The sequence below is a fragment of the Streptomyces sp. NPDC042364 genome, from assembly GCF_056437585.1.
Genome location: NZ_JBWKAJ010000007.1, coordinates 176,903 through 192,907, shown reverse-complemented (window position 1 = coordinate 192,907; position 16,005 = coordinate 176,903). Strand labels below are relative to the sequence as shown.

General features: G+C 71.6%; 19 protein-coding genes. 8 read left to right on the top strand and 11 right to left on the bottom strand.

Features of this window, described 5'->3' with window-relative positions:
• Nucleotides 1–43: 43 nt before the first annotated feature.
• Nucleotides 44–2,461, bottom strand: a complete 2,418-nt coding sequence (locus AC067N_RS16915; protein ID WP_478679658.1) for an ABC transporter permease — start codon at nt 2,459–2,461, stop codon at nt 44–46.
• Nucleotides 2,458–3,150: an ABC transporter ATP-binding protein gene (locus AC067N_RS16910; RefSeq protein WP_478679657.1), complete on the bottom strand. Its 693-nt coding sequence runs from the start codon at nt 3,148–3,150 to the stop codon at nt 2,458–2,460. The genes AC067N_RS16915 and AC067N_RS16910 overlap by 4 nt, the downstream gene beginning before the upstream one ends.
• Nucleotides 3,151–3,440: 290 nt before the next feature.
• On the opposite strand from AC067N_RS16910, the gene AC067N_RS16905 reads away from it, so the two are divergent.
• Together AC067N_RS16905 and AC067N_RS16900 are read left to right on the top strand one after the other, a co-directional pair.
• Nucleotides 3,441–4,736: a sensor histidine kinase gene (locus tag AC067N_RS16905; protein ID WP_478679656.1), complete on the top strand. Its 1,296-nt coding sequence runs from the start codon at nt 3,441–3,443 to the stop codon at nt 4,734–4,736.
• Entirely contained in the window at nt 4,733–5,422 is a 690-nt protein-coding gene (locus AC067N_RS16900; RefSeq protein ID WP_478679655.1) for a response regulator, read from the top strand. The genes AC067N_RS16905 and AC067N_RS16900 overlap by 4 nt, the downstream gene beginning before the upstream one ends.
• Nucleotides 5,423–5,520: 98 nt before the next feature.
• On the opposite strand, the gene AC067N_RS16895 is transcribed toward AC067N_RS16900, so the two are convergent.
• A complete protein-coding gene (locus tag AC067N_RS16895) occupies nt 5,521–5,736 on the bottom strand; it encodes a zinc-binding dehydrogenase (protein WP_478679654.1) in 216 nt (71 codons plus the stop codon).
• 17 nt (nt 5,737–5,753) lie between these two features.
• On the opposite strand from AC067N_RS16895, the gene AC067N_RS16890 reads away from it, so the two are divergent.
• The gene (locus AC067N_RS16890) at nt 5,754–6,314 is read left to right on the top strand and encodes a TetR/AcrR family transcriptional regulator (protein WP_478679653.1); all 561 of its coding nucleotides are present in this window, start codon (nt 5,754–5,756) and stop codon (nt 6,312–6,314) included.
• Between the two features lie 321 nt (nt 6,315–6,635).
• Here the strand turns inward: AC067N_RS16890 and AC067N_RS16885 are convergent, their stop codons facing one another.
• The gene (locus tag AC067N_RS16885) at nt 6,636–7,055 is read right to left on the bottom strand and encodes an arsenate reductase ArsC (protein ID WP_478679652.1); all 420 of its coding nucleotides are present in this window, start codon (nt 7,053–7,055) and stop codon (nt 6,636–6,638) included.
• A gap of 333 nt (nt 7,056–7,388) precedes the next feature.
• Between AC067N_RS16885 and AC067N_RS16880 the strand changes: the two genes are divergently transcribed.
• From AC067N_RS16880 to AC067N_RS16870, 3 genes are read left to right on the top strand one after another with little or no spacing between them, the layout of a single operon-like run.
• On the top strand, nt 7,389–7,703 hold the full coding sequence (locus tag AC067N_RS16880) for an ArsR/SmtB family transcription factor (protein ID WP_478679651.1): 315 nt from the start codon (nt 7,389–7,391) through the stop codon (nt 7,701–7,703).
• Nucleotides 7,704–7,739: 36 nt separating this feature from the next.
• The gene (locus AC067N_RS16875; RefSeq protein ID WP_478679650.1) at nt 7,740–8,534 is read left to right on the top strand and encodes an aquaporin; all 795 of its coding nucleotides are present in this window, start codon (nt 7,740–7,742) and stop codon (nt 8,532–8,534) included.
• Nucleotides 8,531–8,914: an NAD(P)-binding protein gene (locus tag AC067N_RS16870; RefSeq protein ID WP_478679649.1), complete on the top strand. Its 384-nt coding sequence runs from the start codon at nt 8,531–8,533 to the stop codon at nt 8,912–8,914. The genes AC067N_RS16875 and AC067N_RS16870 overlap by 4 nt, the downstream gene beginning before the upstream one ends.
• 551 nt (nt 8,915–9,465) lie before the next feature.
• Here the strand turns inward: AC067N_RS16870 and AC067N_RS16865 are convergent.
• The gene (locus tag AC067N_RS16865) at nt 9,466–9,816 is read right to left on the bottom strand and encodes an ArsR/SmtB family transcription factor (RefSeq protein ID WP_478679648.1); all 351 of its coding nucleotides are present in this window, start codon (nt 9,814–9,816) and stop codon (nt 9,466–9,468) included.
• Nucleotides 9,817–10,028: 212 nt separating this feature from the next.
• Here AC067N_RS16865 and AC067N_RS16860 point away from each other — a divergent pair, with 212 nt between their 5' ends.
• Nucleotides 10,029–10,232, top strand: a complete 204-nt coding sequence (locus AC067N_RS16860) for a hypothetical protein (protein ID WP_478679647.1) — start codon at nt 10,029–10,031, stop codon at nt 10,230–10,232.
• 319 nt (nt 10,233–10,551) lie between these two features.
• Here AC067N_RS16860 and AC067N_RS16855 read toward each other — a convergent pair whose 3' ends face one another.
• From AC067N_RS16855 to AC067N_RS16830, 6 genes are all read right to left on the bottom strand, one after another.
• Nucleotides 10,552–10,902: a zinc ribbon domain-containing protein YjdM gene (locus AC067N_RS16855; protein WP_478679646.1), complete on the bottom strand. Its 351-nt coding sequence runs from the start codon at nt 10,900–10,902 to the stop codon at nt 10,552–10,554.
• 47 nt (nt 10,903–10,949) lie between these two features.
• Entirely contained in the window at nt 10,950–11,354 is a 405-nt protein-coding gene (locus AC067N_RS16850; RefSeq protein WP_478679645.1) for an STAS domain-containing protein, read from the bottom strand.
• 63 nt (nt 11,355–11,417) lie between these two features.
• Nucleotides 11,418–11,864 (bottom strand): ATP-binding protein, encoded by a 447-nt coding sequence (locus AC067N_RS16845; protein WP_478679644.1) that lies wholly within the window; start codon nt 11,862–11,864, stop codon nt 11,418–11,420.
• On the bottom strand, nt 11,864–12,271 hold the full coding sequence (locus AC067N_RS16840; protein WP_478679643.1) for a pyridoxamine 5'-phosphate oxidase family protein: 408 nt from the start codon (nt 12,269–12,271) through the stop codon (nt 11,864–11,866). The genes AC067N_RS16845 and AC067N_RS16840 overlap by 1 nt, the downstream gene beginning before the upstream one ends.
• Complete coding sequence (locus tag AC067N_RS16835; protein ID WP_478679642.1) at nt 12,268–14,022, bottom strand: SulP family inorganic anion transporter; 1,755 nt, start codon at nt 14,020–14,022, stop codon at nt 12,268–12,270. Before AC067N_RS16835 ends, AC067N_RS16840 begins: the two co-directional genes overlap by 4 nt.
• Nucleotides 14,019–14,360 (bottom strand): ArsR/SmtB family transcription factor, encoded by a 342-nt coding sequence (locus AC067N_RS16830; protein WP_478679641.1) that lies wholly within the window; start codon nt 14,358–14,360, stop codon nt 14,019–14,021. Before AC067N_RS16830 ends, AC067N_RS16835 begins: the two co-directional genes overlap by 4 nt.
• 559 nt (nt 14,361–14,919) lie before the next feature.
• Between AC067N_RS16830 and AC067N_RS16825 the strand changes: the two genes are divergently transcribed.
• Nucleotides 14,920–15,981 carry a zinc-binding dehydrogenase gene (locus AC067N_RS16825; protein ID WP_478679640.1) on the top strand — a complete coding sequence of 354 codons (1,062 nt, stop codon included), beginning with the start codon at nt 14,920–14,922 and terminating at the stop codon, nt 15,979–15,981.
• Nucleotides 15,982–16,005 lie beyond the last annotated feature (24 nt).

Sequence of the window (16,005 nt, the reverse complement as noted above, 5' to 3'; positions counted from 1 at the left end):
GAGCCTGCCGACAAGGGGCGCTGACCTGCTGTTTCCTCGGGCACTACTCCGTGCGCAGCGCCGTGGCCGTACGCGCCCCGGCCGCCCAGCCGGCCGGGACCAGCGCGCCCAGCACCGCGATCACGACCCCGCCCAGCCCCAGCAGGAGCAGCTGAACAGGCTCGTACACATCGAGGACCGGCGACGGCAGTCCGGTGCCTACGGCACGCCCCATGACCGGCATGACAAGGCTGTGCAGCGCGTACCCCGTCGGCACGCCGATCAGCCCGCCGATCACGCCGATCGCGGCCACCGAGGAGAGCACGAGGCTCATGGTCTGCCGCGGCGACATGCCGATCGCCTTGCAGACGCCCAGGTCGTGGATGCGTTCCCGGGTGTCCAGGACTACGGAGTTGAGTACGCCGAGGCCGGCCACGGCGACCAGCATCAGGGTGAGCAGCGCCGCCATCGCGGACATGATGAGGATGACGCCCTCCTGCCCCGAGGGGGCGTGGGTCGTGGCGTCGCCGCCCAGCGGCTGTACGACCGCGGCGACCTTCCGGGCGTAGTCGTCGGCGGAGACGCCGGACTTCACCTCGACGAGGAACGTACTGGGCTCGACCGACGCGAAGTCGGCCATGTCCGCGTGGATCCGCAGCTCGCTGCCCGAGGTGTCGAAGGACTCGCCCACGATCCGCAGGTGCGCGACGTCCTTCTCGTAGGTCACCCGCACCGTGTCACCGATCTTGGTGCTGGTCCTTTCCAGGAAGCGCGTGGGCACCACGACCTGCCCTCTACCGGTGATCCAGTGCCCGGAGAGCATCTCGTAGCCGCCGGAGCGCGAATCGCCCTCGTAGAGGCCGGCCTGAACCGAACCGGAGATCCCGGCCACGGCGACCTCGGCCTGGGTCTTGCCGTAGTACGACCTGGTGCCCGCCTGCGACGTGATGGCAGACCGCACCTTCGCCGGGTCGGCAACCCTGGGTTCGGACGGGCTTGCCACGCTGCCCCCCACGGGGGACGGGCTCGCCACGCCGCTCCCCGCAGGAGGGGGCGGAGGGGGAGCGACGTGGTTCGGCTTGGTGGTCGCGACCGTGACCGCGGCACGGCTCTCGGGGTCCTGCGAGGTGCCGACCGCGGTGAGGGAAGAGGTCAGCCCCACGGCGAAGGTTGCCGCGACCGTACCGAACGCCACCGCGAGCAGCATCGCGAGGGTACGGACCGGATGCGAGAAGGGGGTCGCGAGACCGTAGGTCACCGGTCGCGGCAGCGGCAGCAGTCCCATCGCCCGGTGTGCCCACTGGCCGCGCCCACTGCGCGGCGACCGGCCGACCGCGATGGCTTCGACCGTACGCAGTCTTCCGGCCCGCAGTGCGGGAACCAGCGCCGCGAGCCCCACGATGAGCAGGGCGGCGGCCGGCACCGCGAGGTCCACCCACCAGGCCACCGAAAGCGAGACGGTGCCGTACACCGCCTCGGTGTCCGCCAGCATCGGCACTGCCAGGAGGTTTCCCAGGACGACCCCCACGGTGATGCCGGCGCAGGCGGGAATCAGCGCCTGGGCCACGTAGGCGCGTACGACCTCGCGCGGAGTGAAGCCGATGGTCTTGAGAATGCCGATCCTGCGCACGCCGGTGCCGACCGCACCACTGATCACACTGCCGACGATGATCACCGACATCACGATGCCGAGCACGCCGAACGCCGTCACGAACGGGACGGTCGCCGCCGCGCCCTGATCAGCGGCGCGCTTCGTGTCCAGCCAGGACTGGGTACCCAGCAGCGCCCCGGACCGCACGGAGGCGGCGAGCTTCTCGCGGTCGGCGAGGATCTGCTCCTCGGTGCTCGCGGAGTCGAAGCGGTACAGCATCTGACTCGTGACCGGGCTGCCCTCCGACGCCAGCGCGTCGACCTGCGCGGGAGTCGCCCAGGAGTCGGCCGACCTGCTGGCCGACACCGCGAAGCCGACGACCGAAAGAGTCGGGGCGCCCGTGCTGGTCGAGGCCTTCAGGGCGGCACCGATCCCGATTGCGGGCCCCTCGAACGACGCGTCGAGCACGATCTCGCCCGGCTTCCGCGCCCACCGGCCGGACTTCAGGTCCACCCGGTCCACGTCGCCGTCCGGACCGGACCGCCCGACCAGGGTCAGCGTCGGCAATCGGAAACCCGCCTGATCCACCGGGCGGATCGCCGTGGACGGGTACGGCCCCGAACGCGCGGTGACGCCGGCCGGCTTTCCGGTCTCTGCCAGCAGCGCCGCACTCGCCTTGGCCGGATCGAACTGGGCGATGATGTGCGCACCCCGCTGCTTCCCGAAGGCGTGGTCGAAGGGCGCGGCCGCGGCGGCCATCAGCGACCCGGCGACCACCGCCGACGCCACGGCCATCATCGTGGCAACGGCGATCACCACTGTCTGCACCCGCCGCCGGCCCACCCCGGAGCGTACGACCCGGCCGATCGCGCCGGTACCGGGCAGGCTCATCGGACGGCCTGTGCGCAGGAGTCGAGGGAGACATGACCGTCGACCAGGTGAATCGTGCGGCTCGCGCACGCCTCCGCCAGCGTCAGGTCGTGCGTCACCAGCACGATGGTCTGTCCGGCGTGGTGCAGATCCCTCAGCAGATCGCGGACGTCGTGGCCCGAGGCGGTGTCGAGCGCACCGGTCGGCTCGTCGGCGAGCAGCAGCGCGGGCCGGTTGACCAAGGCCCGGGCGACCGCGACCCGTTGGCGTTCGCCTCCGGACAGTCGGCCCGGGTAGGCGCGGGCATGCTTCTGGATGCCCAGCATCTCCATCAGCTCACCCGCGCGGGCCGCGGCCTTGCGGCGACTGGTCCCGGCCAGCTGGGCCGGGAGCTGAATATTGTCGGTGACGGTGAGGTCGTCGAGAAGATTGAAGAACTGGAAGGCCATGCCGATGTGCTCGCGACGGAACCTGGCTAGGGCATGCTCGCTCAACCGGTCGATCCGTCGCCCGGCCACGATCACAGCGCCATCGGTCGGCTTGTCCAGGCCTGCGACAAGGTTCAGCAGCGTGGACTTTCCGCTGCCGGAAGGGCCCGTGACGGCCAGGGCCTCACCCTTGGCGACGCTGAGCGTGAGCGGTCCGAGCACCGGCGCCCCGGCGCTGTCGTAGCGCTTGGCCACACCCTCCAGTTCGATCACTTGATGCATACGGGTTCTCCGTTCCAGCGGTCGCGAAAGGCACAAGGCACAAGGCACGAAGCACAAGGCACAAGCCATGAGCCACAAGGCGCAAGCCACGGGGCACCAGGCACATGCCGTTGCCGGTCCTGCGAACCTAGAGGTGCCGCGCGGGGGGTGCGTCGGCCGCGGAACCAAGATCGGGTCCTCCCCGCGGAGGATTCGGCCGCGGAGTCATCCCTGAGAAGTAGGCCTCTGGGGCAATGCCCTGGCCGGACAGGTGGACGCGGGCCGGGCGGAGGGCGCAGCACAATGCACGGATGGTGACGGAAGACCGGCGAAGCCGGCATCAGCAGCTCATCGACGCGCTACGCCCGGAGGCGAAGGCCGCTCCGCTGTCCCGGCGAGCGGTGCGCGCCGATGTGGTGCTGGCGGTCGTACTGACCGTCGTCGCCCTGTTCGTGGCGGTGCGCTATCCCGGCGACGGGCCGGTGAACATCAACCCGAAAGCCGACGTCGGGACCGGGGTTCCGGCTCCTCCCTTGCCTCCCGCCCCTGGCCAGACACCCGCGGAGGACGAGCCACCCTCCGTACCCTGGGCCCTGGTCGTGCTGTCGACGCTGCCGCTGGCAGCCCGGCGCCGGTATCCGCTGACCCTCTTCGTGGTGGTGCTGGGCGCGGCACTGGCCATCGGCAGCTCCGCCTCCTGGATCACCGTCCTTGCCTGTGTCATCGGCGCCTACAGCGCCGTCGTGCACAGCCGCTACCGGATATCGGCGATCGCCGTCCTGGTGATCGCCGCTGTGCTGTCCGGCTTCGCCTTCCGCAACGCGGACCCCGTGCTCCCGGGATGGTCCAGCCCGGGATTCGTGCTGCTGGTGGCCGGGATGCTGGCCAGCCTCGTCCGCTTCCTGCACCTGCGGCTGGCGTCCAGCCGGGACCGGATCACGGAACTGCAGGCCGCTCAGGAGGAGGCCACACGCCGAGCGGTCGAGGAGGAGCGCGCCCGCATCGCCGCCGAACTGCACGACGTGTTGACCCACAATGTGAGCGTGATGGTGATCCAGGCGGGCGCGGCCCGCAAGGTGATGGACCTGATGCCCGAGCAGTCGAAGGAAGCACTGCTGGCCGTCGAGGCGGGCGGTCGGGCCGCCATGACCGAACTCCGCCACGTGATGGGCCTGTTGGCCGCACCGGACCACGAAAGGCCCGACGGCCTGGAGCCCCAGCCCGGGCTCGCGCAGCTCGACGCGCTGGTCGCACGGGTACGCGCCGCCGGGACGCCCGTGAGCGTCGGGGTGTCGCTGCCGCCGGATCCGCTGCCGCCGGGGGTCGACCTCGCGGCGTACCGCGTCGTACAGGAGGCGCTGACCAACACGATCAAGCATGCGCGCGGCGCGCGGGCATCCGTCGTCATCGGTTACACAGACGCCTGTCTGGAGATCGAGGTCACGGACACCGGCGGCGCCGAGGATTCACCGCCGGTGGAGAGCAATGGCCGTGGCCACATGGGGCTGCGCGAGCGGCTGGCCGTCTACCAGGGCGAGCTGACGGCCGGGCCGACAGACGCCGGCGGCTACCGGGTCACGGCCCGTATCCCGCGGAGCAGCGTATGAACAGGGACCAGCCACCGCTGCGTGCCGTCATCGCCGACGACCAGGCTCTCGTACGCACCGGATTCAAGATGATCCTGGCGGCGGACGGCATCGAAGTGACGGCCGAGGCGGCCGACGGGGCCGAGGCCGTCGCAGCGGTTCGCCGTACGCGGCCCGACGTCGTCCTCATGGACATCCGGATGCCGGAGATGGACGGTATCGAGGCCACCAGACACATCATCGGCGACGCCGGCGCGGCCGGAACGCGGGTCATCATCCTCACCACGTACGACCTCGACCACTACGTCTACGCCGCGCTCACCGCCGGCGCCAGCGGCTTCCTGCTCAAGGACGTCACCCCCGAGCATCTGGTTGCCGCCCTACGCCTGGTGCAGACCGGCGACGCTCTCCTCGCGCCCGCGATCACTCGTCGGCTGATCGAGCGCTTCGCCCCTCACGACGAACCGCGGACCGTCGCCCCGCACCGCGATCTGTCCGGCCTGACCCCGCGCGAGCTCGAGGTGCTCCGCCTCCTCGCGACGGGCCTCAGCAACGCCGAACTCGCCTCCCGGCTGTTCCTCAGCCCGACCACGGTCAAGAGCCACGTCGGCCGCATCCTGTCGAAGCTGGACCTGCGCGACCGTGTGCAGGCCGTCGTCTTCGCCTATGAGACGGGGCTGATCGCCCCGGGCGGGGCGCCCAGATGACTGATCCAGAGGTCGGTGGTCGTGGGCCGGCAGTGACCGGGTGACCCGTTCACCGCGTGGTGCCGGAGGTGACCGGCGCCCGGGACTCGTGTCTGCCCCTACGTCATCGCCACGCCGACTTTGCCGGCCTTTGCCCGTCCCTTCTCGACGTATTCCATGGCCTGGAGGGTTCCTTCGAACGGGAAGACGCGGTCGACGACGGGGCGGATCCTCCCCGTGTCGATGAGGGGGTGAGTTCGCGCAGTTGGTCGCCGCTCGCCCTCATGAACAGGAACGAGTACGTCACACCGTGGCGCCTGGCGTTGCGCCGACATCCAAATGGGAGGTGGTCATGGGCCGCGTATCGCAGGCGCAGGCGGAGGAGAACCGCAGGCGGGTGGTGGACACCGCGTCCCGGCTGTTCCGGGAGCAGGGCGTGCAGGTAAGCGTCGCCGACCTGATGAAGGCGGCCGGTCTGACCCACGGCGCCTTCTACAAGCAGTTCGCCTCCAAGGAGGCGCTCGTCGACGAGGCCACCGCCCACGCCTTCGCCGAGCTCGCCCGGCACCACCGCGCCGGACTGGAGCGGTACGGCGGGCAGCGCGCCGCCGCCCGGCGGGCGCTGATCGACACCTATCTCTCCGTCGAGCACCGAGACGCCCCGGCTGACGGCTGCCCGGTCGCCGCGCTCGCCACCGACATCGCGCGCGAGGGCGCGGGGCGCGAGGCCCGTCGCGTCTACGCCGAGGGGGTGGCCGACTTCGCCGACTTCCTGGCCGGTGATGACGAGGACGGCATCGTCCGCCTGTGCACCCTGTTCGGTGCGCTGGTCCTGTCCCGGGCCACCAAGGGTTCCCCGCTCTCCGAGGAGATCCTCGCCGCCGCGCACGCGGCCCTGACCGAAGCGGCCTGATCACGGGCGCGGTGCGGGCGCGGTGCGGGCGCGGACGACCGCGCTCGTGGTTCGACCGTGTGCGACAGGCGTCGACGACCTGATCCTTTCCGGTCGGCGACCTCGCCGCCCGGCCACGGTCCCGGGACGGGCGTGCCGTGAGACCGCCCGTCCCGCGAGACTGCCCGGTAGGGATTCAGCAGCGGTCCCGCTCGCTGTCACGGACCCTCGGTCCACACATCGTCACAGATCAGAGCCCGTATCCGAGTTCCCGTGGTCGGCGATGCCAGGTGGCGGGGCGGTGTCGGTGCCCGCTTCAGCGAGCAGGGGCCGCTCGGTGGGTCACGCCTCCTGTCGGGCGTCGATCTCGGCGATGAGGGCCTCGATGCGGGTCCTGATCTCGTCGCGGATGGGGCGGACGGCCTCGACACCCTTCCCGGCCGGGTCTTCCAGGGCCCAGTCGAGGTACTTCTTGCCGGGGAAGACCGGGCACGCGTCGCCGCAGCCCATCGTGATGACGTAGTCGGACGCCTGGACGGCCTCGGTGGTGAGGACCTTCGGCTTCTGGTCGGCGATGTCGATGCCGAGTTCGGCCATGGCCTCGACGGCGGAGGGGTTGACCTGGTCGCCGGGGACGGAGCCCGCGGAGCGGACCTCGACGCGGTCGCCGGCCAGGTGCCGCAGGAAGCCGGCGGCCATCTGCGAGCGGCCGGCGTTGTGGACGCAGACGAACAGGACGGAGGCGAGCGGGGCGGTGGGCATCGGCTTCTTCCTCGGGGTGGGGAGCGGTGCGGAGAGGGGGATTCGGGAGAGACGGGAGATGCAGGGGCTTCGGGGTGTGGGGGCGAGGTGTGGAGCAGGCGCTCATACGCGCGGCAACCCGGCCTCGCCCGACGACCGGCTCCGCCCGCGGAGGCGGTTGCCACCTCGTGTCCGGCGCGGTGCCCGAGCGGGACGGCGGCCGTCCGGGAGTGGCCGGGAGCTCGTCGGGCAGGACCGGGTGCGAGGCGCGGTCATGGCAGAAGAACCCCCTTCGCCGGGTTCCGGGTCAGTCCAGGCTGGTATCAGTCTCGGGTGATGTGACAGTATCAGCCCATGATGACGTCAGTCGACACTGAACTGATCCGGGTGCTGGGTGACCCCCTCCGGCTTCAGATCGTGACCCTGCTAGCCCGCGAGACGCTGTGCACCACCCACCTGGTGGAGGAGACCGGCGCCAAGCAGACCAACCTCTCGAACCATCTCAGAGTGCTGCGCGAGGCCGGCGTCGTGGAGACCGAGCCCTGCGGCCGGTTCACGTACTACAGGCTCCGTCCGGATGTCATCGACCAGCTCGCCGACCGGTTCGCCGACCTTGCCCGGGCCGCGCGTGCCACGGCCGAAGCGAACGTCAAACGGTCCTGCCCGTAACCCGCCCTTCCACTCTGCCTGCCCGAGGAGAAACCGTTGTCCGTCACCGAGCCCGCCGGTGCCGCACCCGCGGCGGAGGCCGCCCTCGCAGCCGACGAGCCCCGGCCCGCGCCCGGTGCGACCCCACCGCGCACGCCGCTGGTGGCCCGCGCCGTCGCCGAACTCGTCGGAACCGCCGCGCTGGTCGCGGTCGTCGTCGGCTCGGGCATCCAGGCCACCGAGCTCACCGAGGACGTGGGGTTGCAGCTCCTCGCGAACTCCATGGCCACGGTCTTCGGGCTCGGGGTTCTGATCACCCTCCTCGGCCCTGTCTCCGGCGCCCACTTCAACCCGGCCGTCACGCTCGCCGAGTGGTGGACCGCACGCCGCGGCGGGGCCGGCGTGAACACGCGTGAGCTGGCCGTGTACGTGCCCTCCCAGGTCGCGGGGGCGATCGCCGGTGCGGTCCTGGCGGACGCGATGTTCGGCGAGCCGCTGGTCGCATGGTCCACGCACGACAGGTCGGCCGGGAACCTGCTGCTCGGTGAGGTGGTGGCGACCGCCGGCCTCATCCTGTTGATCTTCGGCCTGGCCCGTTCGGACCGGCTGCGGTTCGCGCCGGTCGCCGTCGCCTCGTACATCGGTGCCGCGTACTGGTTCACCTCGTCCACGTCGTTCGCCAACCCTGCGGTGACGATCGGGCGTGCCTTCACCGACACCTTCGCGGGCATCGCCCCCGCCTCCGTCCCCGCGTTCATCGGCATGCAACTCCTCGGCGCCGTCGTCGGCCTGGCCCTGGTGGCGGTCATCTTCATGCGCGGCAGGACCGATGGTGAGGCCACCGAGGCGTGAGCCGTACGGATGTGGTGGTGATCGGCGGCGGCCGGTCCGGGCTCGCCGCCGGCTACCACCTGCGTCGCCTGGGCCCGGACTTCGCCGTCCAGGACGCCCAGCCGCTCGGTTGGGACATCAGGTCTCGCACCGGTGGGAGGCTCGGCAGTGCCTCGGAGCCGGGAGTCACCTCCCGGCGCGGTCGGCCTGCGCCCATGAGCTGTCGAGGAACGGGCTGGGCCTGCCGTGCCAGAAGACGTCCACACTGTCGGGTGCCCGGGTCGCGGCCACGAAGAGCAGGGACCTGGCTCGCTGCCTCTCGTGCCGGTAGCGGGCGGGTTCGCGGTCACGCAGTCGGCTCACGTCCTCCCGCGGAACGAGCCCGTCGGTCACGCCCGTGATGATCATCCGCTGGTACTCCAGCCCCTTGAACCGGAACATCGTGCCGATGTGCACCCCGGTGGAGCCGTTCGGTCCGTCGGAGCGGAGCTCCACCGCGTCGATGCCGTACAGCTTCAGCGCGTACCCCAGCCCGGTCGCCAGCTCGGTCGCATCTGATTCGTCGGGGCGCACGCCGCGATCCGCTCGTGGGGGGCAGCCGTGTCCGGCTCCGCTTCCCACTCCGTGATCGGAGCGGCCACGCCCTCCCGCTCCGCGTCCCAGTCCGGGAAGGCGTGCCCGGCCGGGGGGCCACCGTTGAGTACGGACCGGAATCCGGCGAGGGTCTCCGTGCCGCCGTCGAGATCGTCGTACGTCGTCCCGCCCGGGACTCCGAGGGGCGAGCGCAGGACCGTTGCCGTGCCGAACCCACCCCGTGGGTCGGTGCGGGACGAGCGCGTGGTCCTCGTCTGCCACTCATCGACGGAATCGGAGAGGGGTGAAGCGACCGCCTCCCGCACCACGGAGCGCTGTCCAACTCCCGGGAGGCGGTCGCCGTTTCAAGGGCCGCCCCCTACGGCGACGGCTTTCCACCGCCCTGCGTGGCCTGCAGGTCCGCCAGCAGCTCGGCCTGCCCGGCGAGCACCCCGGACAGGATGGTCCGCGCGACCCGCAACAGCTCCGCGACCTGGGGGCTGGTCAGCGAGTAGTACACGGCTGACCCTTCTTTGCGTGTCCTGACCAGGTTCGCCCGCCGCAGCACGGCCAACTGCTGGGACAGATGTGCGGGCTCGATGCCCACCTCGGGCAGCATCTCCGCGACCGCGTGCTCGCGCTCGCTCAGCAGCTCCAGGACCCGTATCCGGGCCGGGTGGCCCAGCGTCTTGAAGAACTCCGCCTTCAGTTGGTACAGCGGCGTACTCATGGTGCCGTCACCTCCCCGGCGCGACAGCACGGTCCCACCGGCCGGAGCTCGGCGCATCGCATCCATCCACTCGTCAAGGGCATGTAGCCCATCGTCGCCTGAGGCGTCGGGCACGCCGAACCCGCGGGTGGAAACCAAGTCGCCGAATCCAACATGAGGACCTCATTAATTGCTAATATTAGCAATTAATGAGGTCCTGTGAGGAGGGTTGCGTGAGGATCACCCCGCTGCGCGGCGCCGGCGTCGCCTGGCTGAAGTGCCCCGCCTGCCGTCTCAAATGCCGCCCCACCGCCGTCGGCTCGGACGGCGGCTGCCCGCGCTGCGGTCATGCCCGTATGCTCCGGCTGTCCTTCGGTGAGCGTGTCCCTCAAACGGACCGGACCACCGGCCCGGCGCTCGGCACCCACCGGAACTGATCCGTTCGCCGCAGACGAGATGTGGCCGGGGCGCCGTCTGCGCCCCGCGACGCAGGACCCGCCCGGCGCGGGCTCGCTCCGTGGTCTCCGGCCGGTGTGCCCCGGGGCGCGGGGCAGCTCCGGGTGGAGCCCGCCGCCGCGACGGCGGGCTGTGAAGGCGCCGTCGGCGTCGCCCGCGCGGTCGTCACCGGTGCGTCCGGGGGCAACGGGCTGAGGCGATCGCCACCCACCCGGGGATGCCGGCCATCGAGCGGGGGCCGTGCGAACGCGGACTGCCCAGGACGTCGTCCCGGGCGGTCCGCGCGGCGAGGTGCCGTGGTCAAGCCTTCTTTACCACGCTGGACTTGAGCTGCATGGCGCCGAACCCGTCGACCTTGCAGTCGATGTCGTGGCCGTCCACGCCGTCGACGAGGCGGATGTTGCGCACCTTGGTGCCCGCCTTGATCCCGGTGGGGCTGCCCTTGACCTTGAGCGTCCTGACCACCGTCACGGTGTCACCGTCGGCGAGCACGTTGCCGACCGCGTCCCTGATCACCTTGCTCCCGGAACCGTCTGCGGTTTCCTCGGAGGGTGACCATTCGAGCCCGCACTCGGGGCAGACCAGGAGCGCGCCCATTTCGTAGGTGTGGGCGCCGGAGCATTCGGGGCAGGCGGGAAGGTTGTCACTCATTGCACAAGGTCTTTCAGTCGGTGAGCCGATACGGGGTCGGGTGGGGGTCAGGTGGGCCAGCCGTCGGTGCGCCACTCCTGCTGCCCCTCGTCCGCAGCCGACGAGGGCCGGGCGTGGGCGGCGAGGGCGGCGAGGGCGGCGGCCAGGTCGTGGTGGACGGGGATGTCCGGGCAGTCGCCGGACGGAACCAACGAGCCGTCGGCGGGGATGGCGGCCAGCTCCAGGCTACGGCCCGCTCCGGCGAGACGGCGTGCCGACTCGGTGATGGCCAGTTGGCCCTCGGCGGACCAACTGCGCAGTTCCGTCAGGTCGAGCACGACCGGTCCGGTGCCGCGAGCGGCGACCCAGCCGACCGCCCCGGCGAAGCGACGGACCGCGGCCGGGCCCAGGTGTCCGGCGACGGAGAGGATGCCGAGATCCTGCTCGATGGTGTAGCGCCACTCGATGGTCATAAGCGGTGAACTTCCTTGCGGTACGGCCTGTTCGGATGCGGATGCGGATGCGGTCCGGTGGATTCAGAGGGGGAGGGTGATCCAGATGCTCTTGCCCCGCCCGTCGGCGTCCGGACGGACGACCGCGCTGCCCCCCAGCCCCAGGGTCACCTCCATGACCGTGGCCAGCCCGCCGGTTCCTCCGGTCGCACCGGTTCCGTCCGTCCCGCCGCCGAGCGTCCCGAGCGGAGGCTGGTAGGGGTGGCGGTCATGGACGGCGAAGGCCAGGCAGTCCCGGCCGGCCGCGTAGATCACGGTCAGCTGCGGCGAGCAGACGGCGGCGTGCCGGACGCTGTTGGTCACCAACTCGCCCAGGATCAGCAAGGCCGGGTCCACGGCGGGGTGCCGGAGGCCGATCCCCCATTCCGTCAGAGCCTGCTCGGCAGTCTCACGCGCCGTCCGCACGGCTTCCGGCAAGGTCGGCAGGGTGAGCACGTGCCGGTGGGGAAGGGCTTGCAGTAGCGAGGACATCACGCCTCCACGCGGCTCAGGCGGAAGCCGCTGACCGTTTGTGGGCGCAGCCGCAACACGGTGTCGTGCGGGCCGTGGGTCCAGCCGGCCAGGGTGCGCTGGTGGTGGGCCGCCTCGTCGGCATCGGTGATCACCTCGGTGGGGCCGGACAGGGTGACCGTCCAGCCGGTGCCGGCCATGACCCGGATCTCGTCCACCTGGTACGTCGCCACCTCGGGTACGACAGCCCCCTGGACGGGGGCCCGGACGATCAGACGCCCGTACTCCCACACGTGCCGGGCAGGCCGTACGAGGGTCTGCCCCCGCTGCGGGTACACCAGCCGCCCGAAGCTGCTGCCCTCCACCAGCCACAGCGCCTCCGCACCGGAGACCTCGGCCATGCGCAGGGCGGCGGGGGGAAGGCTCATCGCGCGGGCTCCTCGAGCGCTTCGGCGGATGTCGCATGGTTCGGGGCCGGCTCCTGTTCCTGCCGCGCGGCACCCGCGGGGAGGACGCCGGCCGACTCCAGGTGCTCGCGAGCAGCCCGGATCGCCTCAGGCGTGGTGGAGAAGTCACGGCCGTCGTGCCGCAGCAGGTCCAGGGCGCCGACGGAATCCAGGACCTGGCGCTGGCCCGGGCGTATCGCGGAGGCCAGGACGAGGATGCCGCGCCGCGTCAGCTTCTCCACCGCGTCCTTGAGGACCAGGGCACCGGTGGCGTCCATGGTCGACACGCGGGACATGCGCAGGATGACGACGCGGACGTCGGCCACCTCGGTCAGCTCCAGCAGGAAGCGGTGCGCGGCGGCGAAGAAGAGCGGCCCGTCGATGCGGTAGGCGACGATGTGCTCGGCGAGCAGGGCGTGCTCCTCGGCGCTGTGGTCGCCCCGGTCGAGCGGCACCTGGTCGAAACGGGCCTGCCGGGCCACGGCGCGCAGGGCGAGGGTGCCCGCGACGGCGAGGCCGATGATCACCGCGTACACGAGGTCCAGGGCGAGGGTCGCGACCGCGGTCAGGACGAGGATCAGGGCGTCCGAGCGGGTGGCCCTGGCCATCGCTCGGAGCGAGCCGACCTCGACCATACGGACCGCGGTGGCCAGCAGCACACCGGCGAGGGCGGCGAGCGGGATCTTCGACACCAGGGGCGCCGCGGCGAAGACGATCACCGCGAGGATCGCGGCGTGGGTGAGGGCCGCCAGCCGGGAACCGGCGCCCGTGCGGACGTTGACGGCCGTCCGGGCGATCGCACCGGTCGCGGGCACTCCGCCGAACAGCGGGGCGGCGATGTTGGCCAGTCCCTGGCCGAACAGCTCGCGGTCGGGATCGTGCTTCTGCCCCACGGTCATGCCGTCCGCGACCGAGGCGGACAGCAGGGACTCCAGGGCCGCGAGCGCCGCCACCGCCACGGCCGGGGCGAGCAGGGTGCCGAGCGACCCGAGCTCCAGGAAACCGAGAGAGGGCGCGGGGAGCCCGGACGGGAGGTCGCCGATCGGCTTCGCCGCGTCCAGGCCCGCGACCTGGGCGACGGCCGTGGCCGCGATGACCGCGAGGATGGAGAACGGGACGGTCGGCCGCCAGCGGGCACCGACCAGCATGACCGCGGCCACCGACACCGCGAGTCCGACGGCCGTCCAGTTCGGATGCCGTGCGAACTCCTCGACGGCCCGCCAGGTGACGACGAGCACGCGGTCGCCCTCGGGCTTGGGCACGCCGAGCGCGCCCGGGATCTGCTGCAGTCCGATCACGCAGGCGATACCCAGTGTGAAGCCTTCGACCACTGGCGCGGGCACGTACTGCATGTACTTGCCGGCCCGCAGCGCGGCCAGTGCCACGAGCATGACGCCCGCCATCAGCCCGACGGTCAGTACGCCGGTCGGTCCGTACTCACCGACGATCGGCACCAGCACGACGGTCATGGCCCCGGTGGGGCCGGACACCTGGAGATTGGACCCGCCGAACAGCGCGGCGAGCGTGCCGGCGACCACGGCGGTCGCCAGCCCTGCCTCGGCACCGAGCCCGGAGGAGACGCCGAACCCGAGTGCGAGCGGCAGGGCCACGATGGCCACGGTGAGGCCGGCGAGCAGGTCCCGCCGGACGTCGCGTCGCATGTCCGTCAGGTCGGTGCGGGTGGGCAGGAGCGCGGTGAGCCGGGCCGCTGCCCCGCTGATCGCCGAGGTCATCGCGCGGCGACCTCGCCTTCCCGCAGCTCGGCCAGCAGCTCGCCCTGCCCGGTGAGCATCTCGGTGAGGATGCGGCGCGCGGCCTTCATCAGGTCGGCGACGTCCCCGCCGGCCAGCTCGTAGACGACGGTCGAGCTTTCCCGGGTGGAGGTGACGATCCCGGAACGGCGCAGCACGGCCAGCTGCTGGGACAGGTTCGGCGGCTCCACCTCGATGGCCGCCAGGAGGTCCCGCACCGGCTTCGGTCCGTCCTGCAGCAGCTCCAGCACCCGGATCCGTACGGGATGTCCGAGCATCCGGAAGAACTCGGCCTTGGCCTGGTACAGCGGAACGGACACGCTCCTAGCCTTCCTGTCCCGAGCTTCAGTCCGTCCGGACGGACACGACTGCGCTGCGCCGCGCTTCTACTGGTGGCGCGGGCACTCATCTCAGCATGTAGTGAATTGCTAAATTTTGCAATTCAGACATCCTTCAGTAGCGACCGGGTGGAGCCTCGGCACCTCTCTTTCTGTCCGTGCTCGGGGTCGCCCCGAGGGATGCCGACCGGGGGTGCCCCGGTCCGGGGTGCGGACGACTTGCCGCACCGGACACGGTGAGCCGACCGGGGGAAGGGTCGGATCCGGTGGCTCCGAGGCACGGGCACGCTCCTTCCGCACCTGGCGTGTGGGCCTCGTGCGTGGCGTCGCCGCAGGTCGACCCCCCGCACGAAGGGCATGGGGGCGGTGACGGGGGCGGCACTCCGACGGCTCCGCGGTGCGGCGAGCGTCCGGGAGCGGCGGCGGCCGGCCTGCCCGTCGCGAGACATGAGTCACTCGAACTTGTCTTGCGACTCTATTGAATGACATGGTCATCCGACAATGTCATTCGCTTGAGGCATCGGAAGGATCGAGGTCCGTCATGAAGACCATGCTCGCCGGGCGGCTCCACCTGGACACCCACACGTTCGCCGTCGAGGAGGTTCCCGTGCCCGCCCCGGGGGCGGGGGAGGTGCTGGTCGAGGTGCGGGCCGCGGGGGTGTGCCTGTCCGACGTCCATCTGATCGACGGCAGCATCGGTCCGGCGTTCCCCGTCGACTCCGTCGCGGCGGCGCGCGCCGTCACCCTCGGCCATGAGGTGGCCGGCGTCATTCACGAGGTGGGCCCGGGGGTGGCCGGGGAATGGGTGCCCGGCACGCGGGTGGTGCTGCAGGCCGGGCAGGCGTGCGGTGTGTGCGGCGGATGCCTGCGCCGCGCCTCGTGCCGGCAGCCGCTCACGCGCGGCGTGGACTATGACGGCGGCTGGGCCCAGTACGCGGTGGCGCGCGAGGACACCCTGATCGCCATCCCGGACGACCTCCCCTTTGACCAGGCCGCCATCATCCCCGACGCCGTCTCCACCCCGTACGCGGCCATCGTCGAAACGGGGGCGGTGCGTCCGGCGCAGACGGTCGGGATCTGGGGTGCGGGCGGTCTCGGTGCGCACGGCGTCCGGCTCGCCCGTATGGTCGGGGCGGCCCCGGTCATCGCCGTCGATCCCCTGCCCTCGGCTCGGGAACGGGCCCTCGCCTTCGGTGCCGATCTCGCGCTCGACCCGGGGGCGGACGGTTTCGCCGAGGCGCTGGCGCGGGCCACGGCGGGGCGGGGCATCGACGTGGCGTTCGACTTCGCCGGCGTGCCGGCCGCTCGCGCTCAGGCGGTCGCCGCACTGGGGGCCGGCGGAATCCTCGTCCTCGCGGGGCTCACCCCGGAGTCGGTCGTCGTCGGCGACAGCACCGGGTTCAGCTTCCGGGGCAACCAGATCCGCGGTCACTACGGCTCCGGGTTCGAGCACGTGGAACAACTCATCGGTCTGACCTCCGCGGGACGCATCGATCTGGCCCCTTCCATCACCGCCCACATCCCGTTGGCCGACGCCGCCGACGCCGTCACCCGGCTGGAGAAGAAGACCGGCGACCCGATCCGATTCGTTCTCACGCCCTGAGCCGCCGCTCCCGGCCCCCGTCCA

Coding starts and splice junctions, on each gene's coding strand:
- AC067N_RS16885 (WP_478679652.1), bottom strand. CDS start 7,055: ATGCCCACCGCCCCGCTCGCCTCCGTCCTGTTCGTCTGCGTCCACAAC.
- AC067N_RS16825 (WP_478679640.1), top strand. CDS start 14,920: ATGAAGACCATGCTCGCCGGGCGGCTCCACCTGGACACCCACACGTTC.
- AC067N_RS16900 (WP_478679655.1), top strand. CDS start 4,733: ATGAACAGGGACCAGCCACCGCTGCGTGCCGTCATCGCCGACGACCAG.
- AC067N_RS16855 (WP_478679646.1), bottom strand. CDS start 10,902: ATGAGTGACAACCTTCCCGCCTGCCCCGAATGCTCCGGCGCCCACACC.
- AC067N_RS16905 (WP_478679656.1), top strand. CDS start 3,441: ATGGTGACGGAAGACCGGCGAAGCCGGCATCAGCAGCTCATCGACGCG.
- AC067N_RS16845 (WP_478679644.1), bottom strand. CDS start 11,864: ATGTCCTCGCTACTGCAAGCCCTTCCCCACCGGCACGTGCTCACCCTG.
- AC067N_RS16835 (WP_478679642.1), bottom strand. CDS start 14,022: ATGACCTCGGCGATCAGCGGGGCAGCGGCCCGGCTCACCGCGCTCCTG.
- AC067N_RS16865 (WP_478679648.1), bottom strand. CDS start 9,816: ATGAGTACGCCGCTGTACCAACTGAAGGCGGAGTTCTTCAAGACGCTG.
- AC067N_RS16840 (WP_478679643.1), bottom strand. CDS start 12,271: ATGAGCCTTCCCCCCGCCGCCCTGCGCATGGCCGAGGTCTCCGGTGCG.
- AC067N_RS16910 (WP_478679657.1), bottom strand. CDS start 3,150: ATGCATCAAGTGATCGAACTGGAGGGTGTGGCCAAGCGCTACGACAGC.
- AC067N_RS16895 (WP_478679654.1), bottom strand. CDS start 5,736: ATGTCGGCGCAACGCCAGGCGCCACGGTGTGACGTACTCGTTCCTGTT.
- AC067N_RS16880 (WP_478679651.1), top strand. CDS start 7,389: ATGATGACGTCAGTCGACACTGAACTGATCCGGGTGCTGGGTGACCCC.
- AC067N_RS16850 (WP_478679645.1), bottom strand. CDS start 11,354: ATGACCATCGAGTGGCGCTACACCATCGAGCAGGATCTCGGCATCCTC.
- AC067N_RS16915 (WP_478679658.1), bottom strand. CDS start 2,461: ATGAGCCTGCCCGGTACCGGCGCGATCGGCCGGGTCGTACGCTCCGGG.
- AC067N_RS16890 (WP_478679653.1), top strand. CDS start 5,754: ATGGGCCGCGTATCGCAGGCGCAGGCGGAGGAGAACCGCAGGCGGGTG.